Origin of the sequence: Pseudomonas paraeruginosa (genome assembly GCF_003025345.2) — a bacterium.
Lineage (GTDB): Bacteria > Pseudomonadota > Gammaproteobacteria > Pseudomonadales > Pseudomonadaceae > Pseudomonas > Pseudomonas paraeruginosa.
Genome location: NZ_CP020560.1, coordinates 1,651,176 through 1,668,705, shown reverse-complemented (window position 1 = coordinate 1,668,705; position 17,530 = coordinate 1,651,176). Strand labels below are relative to the sequence as shown.

At 69.7% G+C, this 17,530-nt stretch carries 17 protein-coding genes and 1 pseudogene; 4 read left to right on the top strand and 14 right to left on the bottom strand.

The window, feature by feature from the left end:
• Positions 1–3: 3 nt before the first annotated feature.
• Both B7D75_RS07990 and B7D75_RS07985 read right to left on the bottom strand, forming a co-directional pair.
• The gene (locus B7D75_RS07990) at positions 4–975 is read right to left on the bottom strand and encodes an HlyD family secretion protein (protein WP_003157321.1); all 972 of its coding nucleotides are present in this window, start codon (positions 973–975) and stop codon (positions 4–6) included.
• Positions 976–1,103: 128 nt separating this feature from the next.
• The gene (locus tag B7D75_RS07985) at positions 1,104–1,589 is read right to left on the bottom strand and encodes a phosphate-starvation-inducible protein PsiE (RefSeq protein ID WP_003157323.1); all 486 of its coding nucleotides are present in this window, start codon (positions 1,587–1,589) and stop codon (positions 1,104–1,106) included.
• Between the two features lie 174 nt (positions 1,590–1,763).
• Here B7D75_RS07985 and B7D75_RS07980 point away from each other — a divergent pair, with 174 nt between their 5' ends.
• Complete coding sequence (locus tag B7D75_RS07980; protein ID WP_003157324.1) at positions 1,764–2,051, top strand: DUF3509 domain-containing protein; 288 nt, start codon at positions 1,764–1,766, stop codon at positions 2,049–2,051.
• Here the strand turns inward: B7D75_RS07980 and B7D75_RS07975 are convergent.
• From B7D75_RS07975 to B7D75_RS07935, 9 genes and pseudogenes are all read right to left on the bottom strand, one after another.
• Positions 2,044–3,399, bottom strand: coding sequence for a TolC family outer membrane protein (locus tag B7D75_RS07975; protein ID WP_034081854.1), 1,356 nt, complete (start codon positions 3,397–3,399; stop codon positions 2,044–2,046). The genes B7D75_RS07980 and B7D75_RS07975 overlap by 8 nt on opposite strands.
• A 1-nt stretch (position 3,400) precedes the next feature.
• Positions 3,401–4,726, bottom strand: a pseudogene (locus tag B7D75_RS07970) (HlyD family type I secretion periplasmic adaptor subunit); the annotation flags it as partial.
• Positions 4,723–6,510, bottom strand: a complete 1,788-nt coding sequence (locus tag B7D75_RS07965) for a type I secretion system permease/ATPase (protein WP_107113903.1) — start codon at positions 6,508–6,510, stop codon at positions 4,723–4,725. The gene B7D75_RS07965 and the pseudogene B7D75_RS07970, both read right to left, overlap by 4 nt.
• Positions 6,511–6,726: 216 nt before the next feature.
• Positions 6,727–7,344 (bottom strand): heme acquisition protein HasA, encoded by a 618-nt coding sequence (gene hasA / locus B7D75_RS07960; protein ID WP_107113902.1) that lies wholly within the window; start codon positions 7,342–7,344, stop codon positions 6,727–6,729.
• 84 nt (positions 7,345–7,428) lie between these two features.
• On the bottom strand, positions 7,429–10,110 hold the full coding sequence (gene hasR / locus B7D75_RS07955; RefSeq protein ID WP_107113901.1) for a heme uptake receptor HasR: 2,682 nt from the start codon (positions 10,108–10,110) through the stop codon (positions 7,429–7,431).
• Between the two features lie 209 nt (positions 10,111–10,319).
• On the bottom strand, positions 10,320–11,309 hold the full coding sequence (locus B7D75_RS07950) for a FecR family protein (RefSeq protein WP_034081860.1): 990 nt from the start codon (positions 11,307–11,309) through the stop codon (positions 10,320–10,322).
• A gap of 64 nt (positions 11,310–11,373) precedes the next feature.
• Complete coding sequence (locus tag B7D75_RS07945; RefSeq protein ID WP_079383577.1) at positions 11,374–11,889, bottom strand: RNA polymerase sigma factor; 516 nt, start codon at positions 11,887–11,889, stop codon at positions 11,374–11,376.
• A gap of 75 nt (positions 11,890–11,964) precedes the next feature.
• A complete protein-coding gene (locus B7D75_RS07940; RefSeq protein ID WP_003158094.1) occupies positions 11,965–12,183 on the bottom strand; it encodes a hypothetical protein in 219 nt (72 codons plus the stop codon).
• Between the two features lie 119 nt (positions 12,184–12,302).
• Positions 12,303–12,572: a DUF2790 domain-containing protein gene (locus tag B7D75_RS07935; RefSeq protein ID WP_003158093.1), complete on the bottom strand. Its 270-nt coding sequence runs from the start codon at positions 12,570–12,572 to the stop codon at positions 12,303–12,305.
• A 209-nt stretch (positions 12,573–12,781) separates the two neighbouring features.
• Between B7D75_RS07935 and B7D75_RS07930 the strand changes: the two genes are divergently transcribed.
• From B7D75_RS07930 to B7D75_RS07920, 3 genes are all read left to right on the top strand, one after another.
• The gene (locus B7D75_RS07930) at positions 12,782–13,048 is read left to right on the top strand and encodes a YebG family protein (protein WP_003091854.1); all 267 of its coding nucleotides are present in this window, start codon (positions 12,782–12,784) and stop codon (positions 13,046–13,048) included.
• Positions 13,049–13,083: 35 nt separating this feature from the next.
• Positions 13,084–13,668 carry a hypothetical protein gene (locus tag B7D75_RS07925; protein ID WP_107113900.1) on the top strand — a complete coding sequence of 195 codons (585 nt, stop codon included), beginning with the start codon at positions 13,084–13,086 and terminating at the stop codon, positions 13,666–13,668.
• A gap of 173 nt (positions 13,669–13,841) precedes the next feature.
• On the top strand, positions 13,842–14,240 hold the full coding sequence (locus B7D75_RS07920; protein WP_058136364.1) for a ribosomal maturation YjgA family protein: 399 nt from the start codon (positions 13,842–13,844) through the stop codon (positions 14,238–14,240).
• Here B7D75_RS07920 and B7D75_RS07915 read toward each other — a convergent pair whose 3' ends face one another.
• From B7D75_RS07915 to pdhA, 3 genes are read right to left on the bottom strand one after another with little or no spacing between them, the layout of a single operon-like run.
• Positions 14,241–15,353 carry a dihydrolipoamide acetyltransferase family protein gene (locus B7D75_RS07915; protein WP_107113899.1) on the bottom strand — a complete coding sequence of 371 codons (1,113 nt, stop codon included), beginning with the start codon at positions 15,351–15,353 and terminating at the stop codon, positions 14,241–14,243.
• A gap of 17 nt (positions 15,354–15,370) precedes the next feature.
• Positions 15,371–16,372, bottom strand: a complete 1,002-nt coding sequence (locus B7D75_RS07910) for an alpha-ketoacid dehydrogenase subunit beta (protein WP_043101416.1) — start codon at positions 16,370–16,372, stop codon at positions 15,371–15,373.
• Positions 16,365–17,462 carry a pyruvate dehydrogenase (acetyl-transferring) E1 component subunit alpha gene (pdhA, locus tag B7D75_RS07905; RefSeq protein ID WP_107113898.1) on the bottom strand — a complete coding sequence of 366 codons (1,098 nt, stop codon included), beginning with the start codon at positions 17,460–17,462 and terminating at the stop codon, positions 16,365–16,367. Before pdhA ends, B7D75_RS07910 begins: the two co-directional genes overlap by 8 nt.
• Between the last annotated feature and the right edge of the window lie 68 nt (positions 17,463–17,530).

Below are 17,530 nucleotides of genomic sequence, written 5' to 3'. Positions count from 1 at the left end.
CGCTCAATGGGTCCAGCGCCACAGCGCGCTCATGCCCGGGCGCAGGCCGGGGGTGGGCCGCAGCGGATAGAAGCGGGTCTCGAAGGTCTTCAGGTCGAAGTCGCCGGTGGCGCGGGTCGCGCGCCTGGTCGAGAAATCGCCCAGCGGAGCGATGTAGCGCAGTTCGGTCTCGACCTCTGCGCCACCCAGGCCGGGCACCTGCATGACGATGTGGTCGCCCTTGCGGACCTTGGCCAGGATGTCCTCGCGCAGGTTGAAGACGAAGTAGCTGTCGTCCAGCCGCACCAGGGTCAGCAGTGGACTGTAGGCGTTGATCAGCTCGCCCTGCTCGGCGGGGATCGGCCCGACCTCGCCGTCCACCGGCGCGCGCACCTGCAGGTCATCGGTCTGCGCCTGCAGCTCGGCGATCTGCGCGTCGGCCCGGCGCACCGCGGCCTGCAACGCCTGGCGGCGCTCCTCGCGATCGCCCTTGAGGCCTTCGTCGAGGTTGGCCCGGGCCTCGGCGACGCGATCGCGGGCGACGTCGCGCTCGCGGCGCGCCAGGTCGAACTGGGTGCGCGAGAGAAAGCCGCGCTCGACCATCTGCTGGTTGCGCTGGAAGTCCGCCTCGGCGTTGCGCAGCTCGGCCTCGGCCTGGGCCAGGCTGGCCCTGAGCGCGCGGATGCTCTCTTCGCGGGTGCCGTGGAGCGACTCGTCGAGCTGCGCCTGGGCCTGGTTGCGCGCCGCGTGCAGAGCATCGAGCTGGGCTTCCAGCTCGGGGCTGTCGAGACTGACCAGCAGGTCGCCGCGCTTCACGTCGTCGCCGCGCCGCACATGCAGGACCTGCACACGGCCCTTGGCCTTGGAGGACACGATGACGTTGGTGGCGTCCGCCTCGCCCTGCAGCAGCAGGGGCGGGTTGTGCAGCCGCAGGTAAAGGGTGATGGCGACGATCGCGAGGATCAGCAGCGGGGTAAAGAGTTTCCATCCCTTCATGGGGCAGGCTTCCTGAATACGACCGGGCGATGGTAGTACATTGCCGGGCCGTTGCGCTGGCCGGTGCGGCGGAGGAAACCCGGCGCCTGCCGGGTCCCGCCGGGCGCGGGGACCGGCGGTATGGAAAATCAGGATTCGCCTTCAGGATCCTCGCTCGCCACCCGCCGCGGCGCGGCCCCTTCGGCCTTCGCCGAGGGGAAGCGCGCCGAGGCGTAGCGCACCACCAGGATCGCCAGGGCGAGCAGGAGCAGCGCCACCGAGACCAGGATGATACCGTCGTCCGGCGTGTGGTTGTGCTGGATGTCGGCGATCATCAGACGGGTCAGCGCGGTCATCGCCACGTAGATCAGGAAGCGCACCGGCATGTGGTTGGTCTTGAAGTAGATGCCGACCATCGCGCCCAGCTCGAGGTAGATGAACAGCAGGAGGATGTCGTCGATCGACGCATGCCCCTTGTCCAGCATCCCCAGGAACGCCGCGCCCGCCGCCCAGAACACCGTGGCGCCGATGGCGAACAGCGCCAGGTAGTGGAAGGCCTCCACCAACAGGTTGCCCAGGCTCTCCGCCTGGTGGTGCATGCGTGCGCGCAGGCGCTCGGCCCAATTCTGTTTCATAGCGACTCCCGACGAAGACGACGGCCACCTGGCCCGAAGCGTGCAAGGCCCAGGCCAAGGCACGTGCGCAGATAGACGTCCGCACGTCGGCGCAGGGTACAGCCCGGCGGTGACAAAGAACTTTCCGGGCGGCACCCAGTCCCAACCAGCACGACAGCATTCAGGTGGCCCGCCATGACCGACAGCAGCCCTTTCCAGCTCCTCACCGCGGCCTTCCAGGCCGAGTACCGGGTCAACCTCAGCCTGGAGCGGCCGGACGGCAGCATCGTCCTCACCCTCTCCAACGAGCGCGGGGTCGCCGCCAAGCGCCTGATCCGCCCGGCGCAACTGCACGACATGGAGCAATTGCAGCGGATGATCGAGAGCATCCGCTTCGGCATCGCCATCGAAAACGGCACCAGCGCGCCGCAACTGTTGCAGTCGATGACCCAAGGCAAGGCACGCTGGCCGATAGCTATCTGATGGCAGCGGCGACCCGCGCGCGTTCGTCGCCGGCGCCGAAGTAGGCGGCCAGCACCGCCAGGTCGCGGTCTTCCAGCACTCCCGCCAGCTGGCGCAGGCGCAGCCAGGCGTTGAGGTAGGCGTAGCGCGCTTCCGCCAGGTCGCGGCGGGCGCCGTAGAACTGCTGTTCGGCGTCCAGTACATCGCGATTGACCCGCTCCCCGCCGGCGACGCTACGCCGCGTCGCCGTCACCTGCTCGCGCGCCGCCGCCACCGCCATCTCGTAGGCACGCACCTTGGCCAGGCTGCTGGCGGTCAGGTCGAACTGGCTGTGCAGGTCATTGATCACACTGGCCACCTGGGCATCCAGCTCGGCCTGGGCCTGGGCGTACTTGTCGCCGGCCTGGCGGGTCGCCGCCGATACCCGACCGCCCTCGAACAGCGGCAGGCTCAGGCGCAGGCCGATGCTGTCGGTGTCATATTTCTGATCGTAGGTGCTTTCCGAGGCCGAGTGCGTCTTGCTGCTGCTGGCGTAGAGGCTGAGCCTGGGCAGGTGGCCGGCGCGGTTGCGCTCCACCTCGTGGGCCGCCGCCTCCAGCGCATGGCGCTGGGCGCCCAGTTCGGCGTTGCGCTGCAGGGCGACCTCGCGCCAGGCCTCGAAGGTCGCCGGTTGCAGGCGCAGCGCCGGAAAGCGCTCGCGCGGCGCGGCCAGTTCGTCGTTTTCCAGCGCCTGGCCGAGCATCGCTTCCAGCGTGCGCCGGGCGGCGGCGGCGCGGTCGCCGGCGGCGATCTCCTCGGCGCGGGTCAGGCTCAACCGGGCGCGGGTCTCCAGCAGGTCGGTGCGGGTGCCCTCGCCTTCCTCGAAGGCCCGCTGGTTGAACGCCAGCTGGTTTTCCAGGGCGCGCCGTTGGGCCTCGGCCAGGGCCACCTGCTCGCGGGCGAACAGGGTTTCGCTATAGGCGGCGAACAGGCGCACCGCCAGTTCCTGGCTGCGCCCGCGGAACTGTTCGTCGGCGAACAGCGCCTGGGCCTCGCCCTGGCGGTAGCGCGCGTAGGCCTCGTAGTCGAACAGCGGCTGTTCCAGGCTGAGGGTCGAGGCGTAGCTGCGATAGTCGCGCTCGACGCGGGCGTCGCCCTGGCTGACGGTGGAATCGTTGCGCGCCTTGTTGTAGTCGTAGCGCAGGCTCGGCAACAGGCCGGCGCGACCGATGGCGCGGTTCTCGCCGCCGGCGCGGCGCTCGTGGAGCGCCGCCTGGAAGGTCGGGTCGTGGCGCACCGCCAGTTGATAGGCGTCCAGCAGGCCCAACGCCTGGGCCGAGGAGGCCGAAAGCAGGGCGGACAGCAGCAGGCAGGCTCGCAGACGAGTCATTCTTCCCCAGCGCCAGGTGGGTGCGGTCGGTCAGCGGCTTGAACAGGTAGTTCAACAGCGAGCGCTCGCCGCTGCGGACGAAGGCCTCCACCGGCATGCCCGGACGGATCTCCAGACCGGCCAGGCGGCGCACGCCTTCTTCACCGACGCGGATGCGCATCCGGTAGTACGGCGCCTCGGTTCGCTCGTCCACCAGCCGGTCGGCCGAAACCAGGGTCACTTCGCCCGCCACCCGCGGTGTAATGCTCTGGTTGAAGGCGCTGAACATCAGTTCCACCGGCAGGCCGACGCGGACCTTGTCGACCATTTCCACCGGCAGCCGGGCGTCCACCAGCAGCGGCTGGCGTTCCGGAAGGATTTCCATCAGTTGCTGGCCGGGCGCGATCACGCCGCCCTCGGTGAACACTTCCTGGCCGACCACCAGGCCGGCGACCGGCGCCCTTACCTCGCTGTTGGCCAGGTCGAAGCGCGCGCTGGCCAGGCGGTTGCGCAACTCCTCGGCGCGCACCTGGGTGTCGGCCAGGCTGGCGCGCACCTCTTCCTGGAACTTCTCCCGCCGCTGGGCCATGCGCAGGCGCAGTTCGAGGATCTGCCGGCGGGTACTGCCGAGGCTGCCGAGGTCGCCGGCGATTTCGCCGTTGACCTGGGCCAGCAGGCGTTCGCTGTCGAGCAGGCGGTTGCGCGGCACGTAGCCTTCGCTGGCCAGCTGGCGCAGGCCGCGCAATTGCTCCTCGAGAGCGGCGCGCTGCTGTTCCTTGCTGCGCAGCGCGGCTTGCAGGCCGTCCAGTTGCGCCTGGCTGCCGGCGACCGTCTCGGCGAGGCCATCGAGTTCCAGGCGCAACGCTCGTCGACGGCTGTCGCGCAACTGCCGCTGCTGTTCCAGCAGGGTCGGCAGGCGCGGGTCGTCCACCGCCAGCAGCTCGGCGGGAAACTCGATCCGCGCCTTTTCATCACGCTCGGCGCTCAACCGCGCCAGGCTCGCCAGCGCCGCCAGGTACTGGGCGAACAGGCCATCGGCCTGGGCCCGGGCCTGGGTAGCGTCCATTTCCAGCAGTACCTGCCCCGCCTCCACCCGTTCGCCTTCGTGCACGCGGATATGCCTGACCAGGCCACCAGTGGGATGCTGCACGGCCTTGCGGCTACCGGCCACCATGACCTTGCCGGAGACCCCGACGCCCTTGTCCAGCGGCGCCAACCCGGCCCACAGGAGGAAGCCGACGAAGCCGAGCAGCACCAGCCCCCAGCCGAGCCGGGAAAAACGCTTTTCGTCCAGCTCCGGCGCCAGGCCGCCTGTGCCGACTTCGCGCAACCGCGCCCGCCCGTTCATCGCGTCGCTCCTCCCGGCACACCGCCGACCGGCATGCCCGGTCCCGGCCGGTAGCCGAAACCGAACGCCGGCGTCGGCCGTGCCGGTGCCGCAGCGGCCGACGCCGGCGAGGCGCTGGCGAGCACCTCGGCCGTCGCGCCGAAGCGCTGCAGACGCCCGGCGTGCAGCAGCAACAGCTTGTCGGTCAGCGCCAGCACCGCCGGCTTGTGGGTCACCAGCACCAGGCTGCTGCCCTGTCGGCGCATCGCCACGATGGCCTCGGCCAGGGCCGCCTCCCCCGCCTCGTCGAGGCTGGCGTTGGGTTCGTCGAGCACGATCAGCGCCGGCCGCCCGTACAGCGCACGGGCCAGGCCGATGCGCTGGCGCTGGCCGCCGGAGAGACCGGCGCCACCGTCGCCCAGGCGCGTGTCGTAGCCCTGCGGCAGGCGCAGCACCAGATCGTGCACGCCGGCCAGGCGCGCCGCCGCCACCACCTTCTCGGCGTCCACCTCGGCGAAGCGCGCGATGTTCTCGGCGATGCTGCCGGCGAACAGCTGCACGTCCTGGGCCAGGTAGCCGATGTGCGGCCCCAGTGCCGCCGCGCTCCACTGCCGCAGGTCGGCACCATCCAGGCGCACCGCGCCGGACAACGGCTGCCAGGCGCCCACCAGCAGGCGCGCCAGGGTCGACTTGCCGGAACCGGACGGACCGATCACGCCAAGCGCTTCGCCGGGTTCCAGGGTGAAATCGAGGTCCTGCAGCAATGCCTGCTCGCGTCCCGGCGCGGCCGCGCAGAGCCGTTCGACGCGCAACGCGCCGCGCGGCGCCGGCAGCGGCATGCCCGCGGCGGCCGGCGGATTCTCTTCGAGCAGCCGCGCCAGACGCTCGTAGGCCTGGCGCGCGCCGCTCCATTGGCGCCAGACGGCGATCAGCTGGTCGATGGGGCTGAGCACGCGACCCATCAGGATCGAGCCGGCGATCATCATCCCCGGGGTGATCAGGCCTTCCACCGCCAGCCAGGCGCCGAGACCGAGCACCAGCGACTGCAAGGCCAGGCGCACGCCCTTGGAGGTCGCGCCGATCGCCGCGCTGCGCTCGCTGCCGAGGTTCTGCCGGGCAAGGAAGGCCTGGTGCTGGGCGAACCAGCGCGCGCGCATGGCCGGCAACATGCCCAGTGCCGCCAGGGTTTCCGCCTGGCGCAGGTTGGCCGCGGCCTGCTGGGTGGCGAGGATCGACAGTTGCCCGGCCTCGGCCAGCGGCTCGCGCGAGCGGCTTTCGTTGATCCAGGCGAGCAGCACCAGCGACAGCGCCCCGGCCAGGGCGAGCAGGCCGAGCCAGGGGCTGAAGAGGAAGATCACCAGCAGGTAGAGCGGGAACCAGGGCGCGTCGAAGAAGGCGAACAGGGCATTGCCGGTGAGGAACTGGCGCAGGTTGGTCAGGTCGTTCAGCGCCTGCCCGGCGGCCTGTTCGCCGCGCTCCAGGCTGGCGCGGAAGGAAGCGTCGTAGATACGCTGGTTGAGTTGCATGTCGAGCTGGCCACCGAGGCGGATCACCACCAGGCTGCGCACCCACTCCAGGGCGCCGAGCAGCAGATAGAGGCCGAGCACCATGAGGGTCAGCATCAGCAGGGTCATCTCGTTGCCGGAGCCAAGCACCCGGTCGTAGACCTGCAGCATGTACAGCGAGGGCGCCAGCATCAGCAGGTTGATCACCGCGGTGAACAGCGCGACGCTGCGCAGCGCCGGGCGGAAGCGGCCGAGGGTGGCGAGGATTTCATTGCGCGGCGAGGCCGGCCGGAGCTTCATCGGGTTCGGGTCCTGTGGCTGTCCGGATCGCGAGCGCGCCCGGAGGACGTTGCGGCAGTCTCCGCTTGCCGTCGGCGGCCGGCGGAGGAACAATCCTGGTCCGCCGTCGCCACGGGTTCGAAGCGAGGCGACGGCGGCATCCTGCGCCGGAGAGGAGCGCCAACTCCTCTCCGGCCTTTCTCGGAACCTGTCCACGAGCGAGTCGCGGACGCTTCCTCAGGCCGCCAGGGCCAGGTCCTGCGGCAGCTCCTGCACACCGACCAGGCCGACGTCCGCCGCGGCAGTCGCCGGGGTGGCATGGGCGACACCGGCGGCGGCCAACTGGTCGAAGGTGGAGTTGATCGACAGGCTCGGGTCGACCGCCTTCAGCAGCGCGTCGATCTGCCCCTGCAGGGCGCTGCTGTCGCCGCTCATCAGGCCGTAGACCACCTTGTGCACGGTGCCGTCGCGGCCCTGGGCGATCGGTGAATCCAGGCCCAGGTTGCCGAAGCTCACCTCCTGGCTGTCCAGGGTGTAGCCACCGCTGGAAGCGCCGCCGGTCAGGGTGTCGCCGAGGGCGATGCTGTCCAGCTTGCCCCACAGGGTGTGGCTGGGGTTGCTGAACAGGGTGTAGTGGAGGTCGCCGCCGGCGATGAAGGCCGCGTCGCTGGCGGTGCTCTTCAGCGCGTACTGGCTGCCGTCGAACGGACCGGGGTTGAAGCCGCCGGTATTGGCGCCGTCCACCACCTGGCCGGGACGATGGTTGACGTCGCCGAAGTAGGCCGACCAGTCCGCCAGGTAGTCCGCCACGGTCCAGCCGCTGTAGGTGGTGCTGTAGGAAATCGAAATGCTCATGCCAAAACTCCAATTCAACGAGTGATGAATGCCGGAGCGCACGGATGTCCGCTCCGGTTTTGCCCTTCACTGGGCAAAACGGGGTCAGAACTGGTATTCGAGGGTGCCTTGCAGGGTCCGCCCGCGGCCGAGGGTGAAGGCCAGCACGTCGCCCAGCGGCACCAGGTAGGCACGGTCGGTGACGTTCTCCATGGCCAGGCGCAGGGTCAGCTCGTCGCTCACCCGGTAGCTGCCGTACAGGTCGTAGACGGTGTATTCCTTCCAGTCGGCCGGGTACACGCCGGTCTGCGAGACCGTCGGCGCGCCACCGCCGGAAACCGAATAGCCCTCGCTGTAGCGGGCCCGTGCGCCGACATCCAGCCTGCGGTCGAAGAAGCGCATGCCCAGGGTCAGCGAGCCGCGGTCCATCGGCATGTGTTCGGCGGAACCGAGCACCGCGCTGCAATGGGTGGCGGCGTTGGCCTGCTCGTCCGGACGCATGTCGATCACCGGCGCGCGGCGACCGCTGCCCTTCACCGTCTGGGTGACACCGCCGAGCCAGGCGGTCTTCGAGCAGAAGTCGTTGCTGCCGATCATGTGCGTGTAGGAGAACTGCCCGTAGGCCAGCCCGGCGTCGTAGTCGAGCTGGTACTCGACGCCACGGAAGCGCGTGGTGTCGAGGTTGTTGACGTAGGCGCTGTTGCCGATCCCGGCCATGCCGTAGCCCGGCGGCTGCATGCCCATGCCCATGAAGATGAAGTCGTCGACCCGGGTGTCGAAGTAGGCGACCTTCAGGCCCAGGCGGTCGTCGCTGAACCAGAGGTTCTCCTTCAGCACGTTGAAGCCGACTTCCCAGGCCTTCGAGCGCTCCGGACCGAGGAACGGGTTGGGATACATGTTTTCCGCGCCGCCGCCATGGGGGCGGCCGGTGATCAGGCTCTCGGTCACCGCCGGCGGGCGCCAGCCCTTGCCGTAGGTGGCGAACAGCTGCAACCAGTCGACGCCGGGCTTGACCGACAGGCCGAAGGTCGGCGAGAAGCGCCCCTCCTCGCGGTCGACGGCGTATTGCAGCGGCATGTTGGTCTGCCGGGTGGTGCCGAGGATGAAGGTGCGCGCGTTGAAGCCGGTGTCGCCGCGCAGGCGGTAGCGGTCGTAACGCAGCCCGGCGTTGAGGTTGAGCCAGTCGTCGTAGTCGTAGTCGAGACGGGCGAACAGGCTGCCGAGGGCGCGGTCGCCCTTTGGGGTCATGCCTTCGGCCGCGGGAAAGCCGACCGCCGAGCTGCTCGCCCGCGGCTGGCTGGAGTCCGGCCGCACCTTGTCGTAGAAGAATTCCAGGCCGTAGTTGGCGCGCAGCGTGGAGAGATCGCCGAGGGCGAAGCTCGAGGTGTTCTGCGCCTGCACGCCGTAGGTGTCGGTCTGGTAGGTGATCGAGTAGCCGGGGGTGATACCGCGTTGCAGGGTCTGCTGCCGGTTGCGGTTGTCGACGTAGTAGAGCTTGGCCCTGAAGTCCACCAGCGGGTTGTCCGGCGCGTAGCTGTAGTCGATGGCGAAATTCTGCGCGCGCACATCGCTGCTGCCGAGCTTTTCCCAGAGCGCCTGGTTCCCGGTGTCGAGCATGTTGGCGTCGTCATAGGACACCTGGGTGGTCAGGTAGCTGAATTGCAGACGCTGGTCCTGCGGCAGGGCGACGCCGAGCTTGGCCAGTCGCGAGCGCATCACGTAGCCGGAGTAGGCCACCGGCGAATGCTTGACCCGCTGCCCGGCCTCGGGATTGAACCAGGCGCCGGTGCGCAGTTCGCCGATGCTGCCCTTGGTTCCCGGGTCGTAGTCGCCCAGGTGGCGCTCGCTGGCGGCGACCAGCATGTCCCAGGCGTCGGTACCGATGGCGAAGGCCGCGCTGCCGATGAAGTGGGTGCCGTTGGCATCGCCGCCCAGGCCGCTGGTGACACGTATCCGCCCACCGACCTGCTTGCCCGGCTTGACCAGGTCGCGGGCTTCCAGGGTGCGGAAATTGGCGATCCCGCCGATCACCCCGGCGCCGCCCATGGCCGAGCTGGCGCCCTTGTCGATGACCACCTCGCTGAGCAGTTCGGGATCGACGTAGAGCGTCCCGTTGCGCTGCTGGTGGCCGCTCTGCTGGTAGTTCTGGCGCATGCCGTCGACCGACATGTTGACCCGCCCGTAGTCCTGGATGCCACGGATGTTCACCGACAGGCCGGGGTCCTGCTGGCTCACCGAGGAGTACACCCCGGGGGTTTCCTCGAGCATGTCGGCGGCATGCCGCGGCGGGTTGCGCTCGATCTGCTCGCGGCCGATCACGCTCACCGAGTGCGGCGTCTGGTAGACCCAGTCATCCGGACGCGCGGCGGAGATCACCGAGGGCGACATCCGCACCAGGTCGTCCTGGCTGACGCGGATCAGGCTCAGTTGGTCCTTGCCGGAAAAGCGGTATTCCACCGGGCTGCCCTGGAGCATCTGGCTCAGGCCGTCGGCCAGCACGTATTCGCCGTGCACCGCCGCGCTGCCGAGACCGGCGAAACGCTGGCTGTCGAAGAACACCTGGACCCCGGCCTGCTCGGCGAATTGCAGCAGGGCGCGGTTCAGCGCTTGTGCCGGAATGTCCAGCCGGACCCGGCGCAGCGCGGTCTGCTGTTGGCTAGCCGCATCCGCCCCGTCTTGCGCATGCAGGGGTAGCGCGGCGGATCCCAGCAGGGCCAGACCCAGTCCCAGGGCCAGTTGCGCCCCCTTGCGACCGCCTCGCACGGCACTCCATCCACGATGCTTCATGACAGCGCCTACACTCCATCGTTTATGTAATAAGAATCAGTCTCGTTAAGAGAACGATGGAGGCAGGGAAAGTCAGTAACGGAAATCGAGAAAATTTTTCGGCCGCGGGATCGGCGGCTCGAGGATTGCGCTTTCCAGCACCTGAAGGAACCAGCGCAGGGGACGAATGCCCGGTCCGTGGTCGACGCTCTCGGAAGCGATCGCGCCGCTCAATACAGCAGCGTCACTCCCGCCAGGCTCAGGCTGTGCACTCCCAGCTCGTCGCTGATCGACTGCAACGACGCCTCCAGATCGGCGACCCGGAAGACCCCGCTGACCCGCCGCTGCGCCAACGCACCGGGAGCCACCAGCAAATGCCCCGGCCGGTAGCGGTTGAGTCGCGCCACCACTTCGCCCAGCGGCTGGTCGTCGAAGACCAGCAGGCCGCGCCGCCAACTGGTCAGATCGTCGAGGCGACCGTCCAACGGTGCCTCGACGCCGCCCTCCGCGCTGTAGCGCAGGCTCTCGCCCTCGCCCAGTTCGCGGCGCCCGACGGTCCCCGTGCGCGGATGCTCCAGGGCCACCGCGACGCGGTGTTCGAGCACGCCGACCTGGACGCTGCCGTCGGCGTTGCGGCTGACCAGGAAGCGCGTACCCAGCGCGCGGATGTTGCCGCCGGCGCTCTCCACCACGAACGGCCGCGGTTCCCAAGCGTCGCGCGGCGCGGCGCGGAAGATCGCGCCGCCCTCGATCAGGCGCACCCGCCGCTCGCGGCTGTCGTAGGCGACGTCGATGGCGCTCTGTGCGTCCAGTTCGACCACGCTGCCGTCGGCCAGGCGCAGGGTGCGCACCTCGCCCTTGCCGGTGGCGTGGTCGGCCAGCCAGACCACCCCGCCGTCGCGCTCGTTCCAGGCGCCACCCAGGGCCAGCAGCAGCACCGCCGCCACCGCCCCGCGCCGCCAGCCCTTGCGCCGTCCCCAGCGACGCCGCGGCGCTTTGGCAACCGACAGCGCCGGAGCGGTCGCCACCGGTTCGGCCAGCAACCCCAGCTGTCTCCAGGTCTGTTGCGCCAGCGCCAGCGCGGGCGGATGCCGGGGATCGGCCGCCAGCCAGCCGTCCAGCGCTTCGCGCCGGGCCCGGTCGAGGTCGCCGCCGTCCAGGCGGACCGCCCATTCGGCGGCCTGCTGGCGGATCTGCTGTTGTTCCTGGGGGCTGTTCACGTGCGGCTCTCGTTGGTCGTTATAGAGGTTCAGACGCGCGAACCGGCAAGACTCGGTAATCCATTCAGCGGGAATCCTCGAGTGCCTGCATCACATGGGCCAGGGCGCGGGCCAGGTGCTTCTGCACCGAGCTATCGGAGATTTCCAGGCGCCTCGCCACCTCGGCATGGGTCAGCCCTTCCAGGCGGTTGAGTCGAAAGATCTCACGGGTGCGCGGCGGCAGTTCGGCGACTGTCTCGCGCAGGCGGGCAAGCGCATCGGCATCCACCGCGGACTCCTCGGGGCCGGGCTGGTCGGCGACGAACCCGGCGAAGTCGTCGCCCGGCCGGGTCTCGGTGCAGCGCCGCCGTTCCTGCCGGTAATGGTCGATGGCGAGGTTGTGCGCGGTGCGGTAGAGGTAGGCATCGACATGCTCGATCGGCTCCTTGTGCCGCTGCTCGGCCAGGCGCAGGAAGCTCTCCTGCGCGAGGTCCGCGGCCAGGTGCGGATCGCGGGTCTTGCGCAACAGATACGCCTGCAACTTCCGGGCATGCCTGAGAAACAGTGCCTTGAGATCCTGCTCCGCCAACGGCGCATCCACCCACGTCCTTCCAGAAGGCCAGCAGCATATTTTTTATGATAATGATTTTCAATCGTATTGTTGGATGTCCGGGGTTCAGCCGAACACCGACCCGCCGCTGAGGTAGGCCAGCCCCGCGCCGAAGACCGCCAGTGCCAGCGGCGCGCGCATCGGTGCGTCGTTGATGGCGAAGGCCAGTTGCGCCAGCGGAAACAGCAGCAGGCAGAGCAAGGCGCAGGGGATCGAGCGCCGCCCGCCGCTGGCCACGGACCAGACATAGGCGATGAGCAGGAGGGCGAAACCGAGTTCGTGCATGCCGGGCATCCGTGCGGGCGGGAAGGACGTGCCGCAGGCGCGGCGGCCAGGCGCGCAACCTTAGCAGAACCCGGGTAGATGGGGAAAACCCGGTGCGGCGCCGACCGCACCGGGCTCGCTCAGTTGCCGCTGCAACCGTTGCCCCAGGCCTTGTACTCGACGGTATGCCGCTCGCCCTGCGAATCCTCGTAGACCAATCGTGCCGGGACGATGCCGCAGGCATTCCACAGGTCGGTCTTGTAGATCACCCGGGCGATGTCCAGGCGGCCGTCCACGTAGTGCTGGCGGAGGGACTTCGAATCCGGGTTGGGTCCATAGGGCTGTTGCTGCGCCTGGGCCAGCGGCGCCAGGCCGAGCAGCGCGACAAGTGCCAACGGGATCACTCTCATGAGGATGTCTCCTTGGTAGAACGTTCAGCCCGAAACTACGCTGCGGAGACTGTCAGGCCCATGAGCCCGGCATGACATTTCTGTCAGACGAAGACCATCGTGGCAATGCGCCGGCAATCCTGGTGCTATCCAGATGCGGCAGGACGCCATATACTGTATGGATAACCAGTCAAAGCAACCTTGCGACTCAGAAGGCACAGAGGTGATGAATGGCCGTCGAAGTGGTGTACCGCAGCAGCCGGGATCAGGAGCGTTTGTTCATGGACAAGGCTGAAGCCGATCGTTACGACAAGATGCTGGAACTGGCGGAAACGCTGGCCGAAGTGCTGCAGAAGGCGGTGCCGTCGCTGAAGGAGGAGCAGGTGGAAGAGCTGGGCATCTTCATGGCGAAGAACCGCGATGCCTTCGCCCGCGCCTTCAAGAACCAGCCCGACGCCCTCAACGAACTGTTCGAGGAAAACGCCGCGGACGAATGAGCCACCGCTGCAAGCAAAGCGCAAGGAGCCGAAACATGCCGCGACAACTTGCCGGTCTGCTGTGCGCCCTCCTCGGCCTCGCCGGCGCCCCTGCACTCGCCTGCCCGTTCCAGGCCACGGACGCCGAGACACCGACAGCCTCTGCCGGCGCCGCGCAGGTCCTGGCCCTGGGCGGCCCCGGCAGGCTGCAACTCGACCTGCAACGGGCCCCCGCCACCCTGCTGCACAGCGGCGACCTGCTGATCGCCCGCTACGCCGATGGCCACTACCTCGCCCATCGCCTGCTCCGCCAGCAGGAACTGGGCGCCGCCGACGGCGAGCGGCTCGACCTGCCGCGTCAGGTCCGCCTGCTGTTCGGCGCCCTGCCCCTGGACGGCCTGCCCGGCGCCCAGCGCGAACGTCTCCAGGCGCAGCGCCAGGCCCTCGGCCTGTGCGATCGGCGCGCCAGTGCCAGCCGTTACCGCGTGGCCGGTACCGAGGTCTATCGCCTGCGCGGCAGCCAGGCCGGCAAGCCCTACCATGCGCTGTACCTGCTCGACGGGCCCCAGGTGCACTACCTCGACAGCTCCGGCAGCGACGCCTTCGTCGAGCAATTGCTCGCCAGCCTGCGACGCCACTGAGTCCGCGCGGCGAACGACACGGCTCTTGTCGGGCGGCTAACGCCACGGGCGTTAGCCGCCGCTCTCCACGAACCGGCCGCTAGCCGCAAGGCGCTTGTCCGGCCCACGCCCGCCTTGCCGGAAACCGTTGGTTGCCGTACAACGCCCGGCAGCCTCATCGACCACGAAGTCCCATGCCCGCTCTCCCCACCTCCCCCACCCGCACGCGACGCTGGCGTCTGGACCGGCGCAGCCTGGCGCTGGCGCTGCTGCTGTTCGGCCTGCTGGTGGCGCTCGCCACCCTGGGCCGGCACTGGGGCTGGGTACGCGGCTTCGGCGGCGACCTGCTGGCAGTGGCCTGGCTCTACTACCTGCTGAACGGCGCGCTCAGGGCGCCCGCCGGCCGGCTGGCGACGGCCGCCTTCGCCGTCGGCGCGCTGCTGGAGCTGGGCCAGTACCTGGCGATGCAACTGCACTGGCAGTTCTCCAGCCCCGTGCTGCGTATCGTTTTCGGCAGCACCGCCGACTGGCTCGACATCCTCGCCTATGCCCTCGGCGCGCTGCTGGTGTGGTGGCTGGAGCGCCGGCGCTGATCAGCCGTCGGGCTGCTCCAGGGCATTCACCAGTACCTTGAGGAAACGCGCCGCCTCGCCACCGGTGGCGGCGCGGTGGTCGAAGGTCAGCGACAGCGGCAGGATCGGGTGGATGGCCATCTCGCCGCGCCAGGCCACGACTTCGTCGCGGATGCCGCCGGCACCGAGGATCGCCACCTGCGGCGGCACCACCACGGGGTTGGCGTAGCGGCCGAACAGGGTGCCGAAGTTGGATAGGGTCAAGGTCGCGCCGAGCATTTCCGCCGGCGGGATCGAGCGCGCCTGGACATCCTCGCGCAGGCGCCGCATACCGGCGCGCAGGTCCTCCGCCGAACGCGCGCCGACATCGCGCAGCACCGGCACGAACAGGCCCTCCGGGGTGTCCACGGCGATCCCCAGGTCGAGCCGCTCATGCAGCTTCAGCGACAACGAGGCGCCATCGAACCAGGCGTTGAGGGTCGGCTCGGCGCGACAGGCCTCGGCCAGCGCCTGGGCCAGGCGGATCAGCGGGTCGCGGGCGGACTTCCAGCGGTGCAGGTCGGCGTCGCCATAGATCGTCACCGGCACCACCTCGGCATGCGAGCGCGCCATGTTCAGCGCCATGCTCCGCCGTACGCCGCGCAAGCGCTCGCCGCCGAAGCGTTCGCGGGCGCCCTGGGCGGCGGCCTCGACGTCGGCGCGAGTGATCAGGCCATCCGGGCCGGAGCCGCTCAGGCCAGCCAGCTCGACGCCCTGCTGGCGGGCGAACTGGCGCACCGCCGGGGTCGCGCGCGGCGCCAGGTGCTCGCGGGTGGACGGCGCGGCGCCGATGAAGAAACGGTCCTCCGGGGCGCTACCGCCGCCCTCCAGGCGCCCCACCACGGTACCGGCGTCCGCCTCCTCGCCCTCGAAGCCCACCAGCGGTTCGCCGACGTGGAGGATGTCGCCCTCGGCGCCGAACAGCTTGCCCACCACTCCGTCGTAGGGCGCGGGGATTTCCACCAGCGCCTTGGCGGTTTCCACCGACACCAGGCGCTGGTCGGCGCGCACACTGTCGCCGGACTTGACGTGCCATTCGACGATTTCCGCTTCCTGCAGGCCCTCGCCCAGATCGGGCAGCTTGAAGTGCTTCATGGTCGTCTCCCCTTGGCTCAGGCGTAGCCGAGCACGGTGTCGCAGGCCGCCAGGATGTCCTCCACGGCGGGCATGTACAGCGATTCCAGGCGGTACAGCGGCGGTGGGATGTCAGCCGCCGCGACCCGCTGGATCGGCGCCCGCAGGTCGAACAGGACGCGCTCGTAGAGGCTCGCGGCGATTTCCCCGCCGAGGCCGCCGCTCTTCGGCGCCTCGTGGACGATCACGCAGCGACCGGTCTTGCGCACCGAGGCTTCCAGGGTGTCGAGGTCGAGCGGCTTGAGGCAGGCGACGTCGATCACTTCGGCCTCGATGCCGCGCTGCGCCAGGCGCTCGGCAGCCTGCAGGGTCTCGTGGACGCTGGCACCCCAGCTGACCAGGGTCAGGTCGCCGCCTTCGCGGAGGGTGAAGCAACTGTCCAGCGGCAGGCGCCGGGCGTCGTCCGCCAGCGGCTGCGGGTTCATCCGGTAGAGCCGGGTCGGTTCGAGGAAGATCACCGGGTCGGGATCGTCGATCGCCGCCAGGAGCAGGCCGTAGGCCCGCGCCGGCGACGACGGCACCAGCACGCGGACGCCGGGGATGTGCGCGAACATCGCCTCGGTCGCCTCGCTGTGGTGCTCCGGCGCGCGGATTCCCGCCCCCATCGGCGTGCGCAGCACCAGCGGGCAGGCCAGGCGGCCGCGGGTGCGATTGCGCAGGCGGCTGGCATGGGACACCAGTTGCTCCATGGCGGCGTAGATGAAGCCCATGAACTGGATCTCCATCACCGGTTTCAGGCCCTGGGCGGCCATGCCGATGGACAGCCCGGCGATCATGTTCTCCGCCAGCGGCGTATCCAGCACCCGCTTGAAGCCGAAGCGCTCGCGCAGGCCAAGAGTGGCGCGGAACACCCCGCCGTTGACCCCGACGTCCTCGCCCAGCACCACCACCGTCTCGTCCTCGGCCATCGCCCGGTGCAGCGCCAGGTTGACCGCCTCCAGCAGGGCCAGGCGTTTCGCTTCGCCGTTGCGCTCATTCATGCTCGGCCCCTCCCTGCCGCCGCGCGGCGCGCTCCAGCACCTGCTCGCGCTGCTCCTCCAGGACCGCCGGCCAGCGCGCGTAGACATGCTCGAACAGCGCCTGCGGCGCCTGCGCGGCGAACGTCTCGAAACGCTCCACCGCCTCCTGCACCCGCGCCTGGCACTCGCCCAGCAGCGCCTGCTCGCGCTCCTCGTCCCACTGGCCGCGGCCGGCGAGGAAGGCGCGCAGGCGCCTGATCGGCTCCTCGCGCCAGGCCTGGTTGACCTCCTCGGCGGAGCGGTAGCGGCTGGCGTCGTCGGCGGTGGTGTGGTCGCAGAGGCGGTAGCTGATGCACTCCAGCAGGCTCGGGCCCTTGCCCTGGCCCGCCCGCTCGAGCGCCGCGCGGACCCGCTCGGCGACCGCCAGCACGTCGTTGCCGTCCACCTGTTCGCCGGGGCAGCCGGCACCCACCGCCTTCTCCGCCAGGGTCGGCGCGCCGCACTGGATGCGCCGCGGCACCGAGATCGCCCACTGGTTGTTGTTGACCACGAAGAGCACCGGCAACTGCCAGGCGCCCGCCACGTTCAGCGCCTCGAGGAAATCGCCCTTGCTGGTGGCGCCATCGCCGCAGGTGGTCACCGCCACCCGGTGCTCGCCGCGGATGCGGAACGCCGAGGCGACCCCGCAGGCATGCAGCGCCTGGGTCGCGATCGGCACGCAGATGGGAAAGTCCTGCGCCGCCAGTGGTTCGGCGTAGTCGCTGCCGCGCTCGTCGCCGCCCCAGTAGAGGAGGATGTCCTCCATGCGCACGCCGCGCATGAGTTGCACGGCGGTATCGCGGTAATAGGGCACCAGCACGTCCTCGGCGCGCATCTGGCTGCCGATCGCCACGCCGATGGCTTCCTGGCCGAGGGTCGGCGCATAGGTGCCGATCCGCCCGGTACGCTGGAGGGCCACCGCCTTCTGGTCGAACAGGCGGGTCAGGAGCATCTGCCGGTAGAGACGGACCAGCACGTCGCCATCGGCGGCCCAGGCGGGCAGCTCGCCGAGGGGCTGGCCGTGGCTGTCGAGATAGCGGGTGAAAGGCGGGTCGACCCGGTTGTGAACCATCGCAAGCCTCCTCCGCACGCCGGATAGGCGTGCCGCTCGGGGTCGCGCCGCGGGTGGCGGCGTGCACG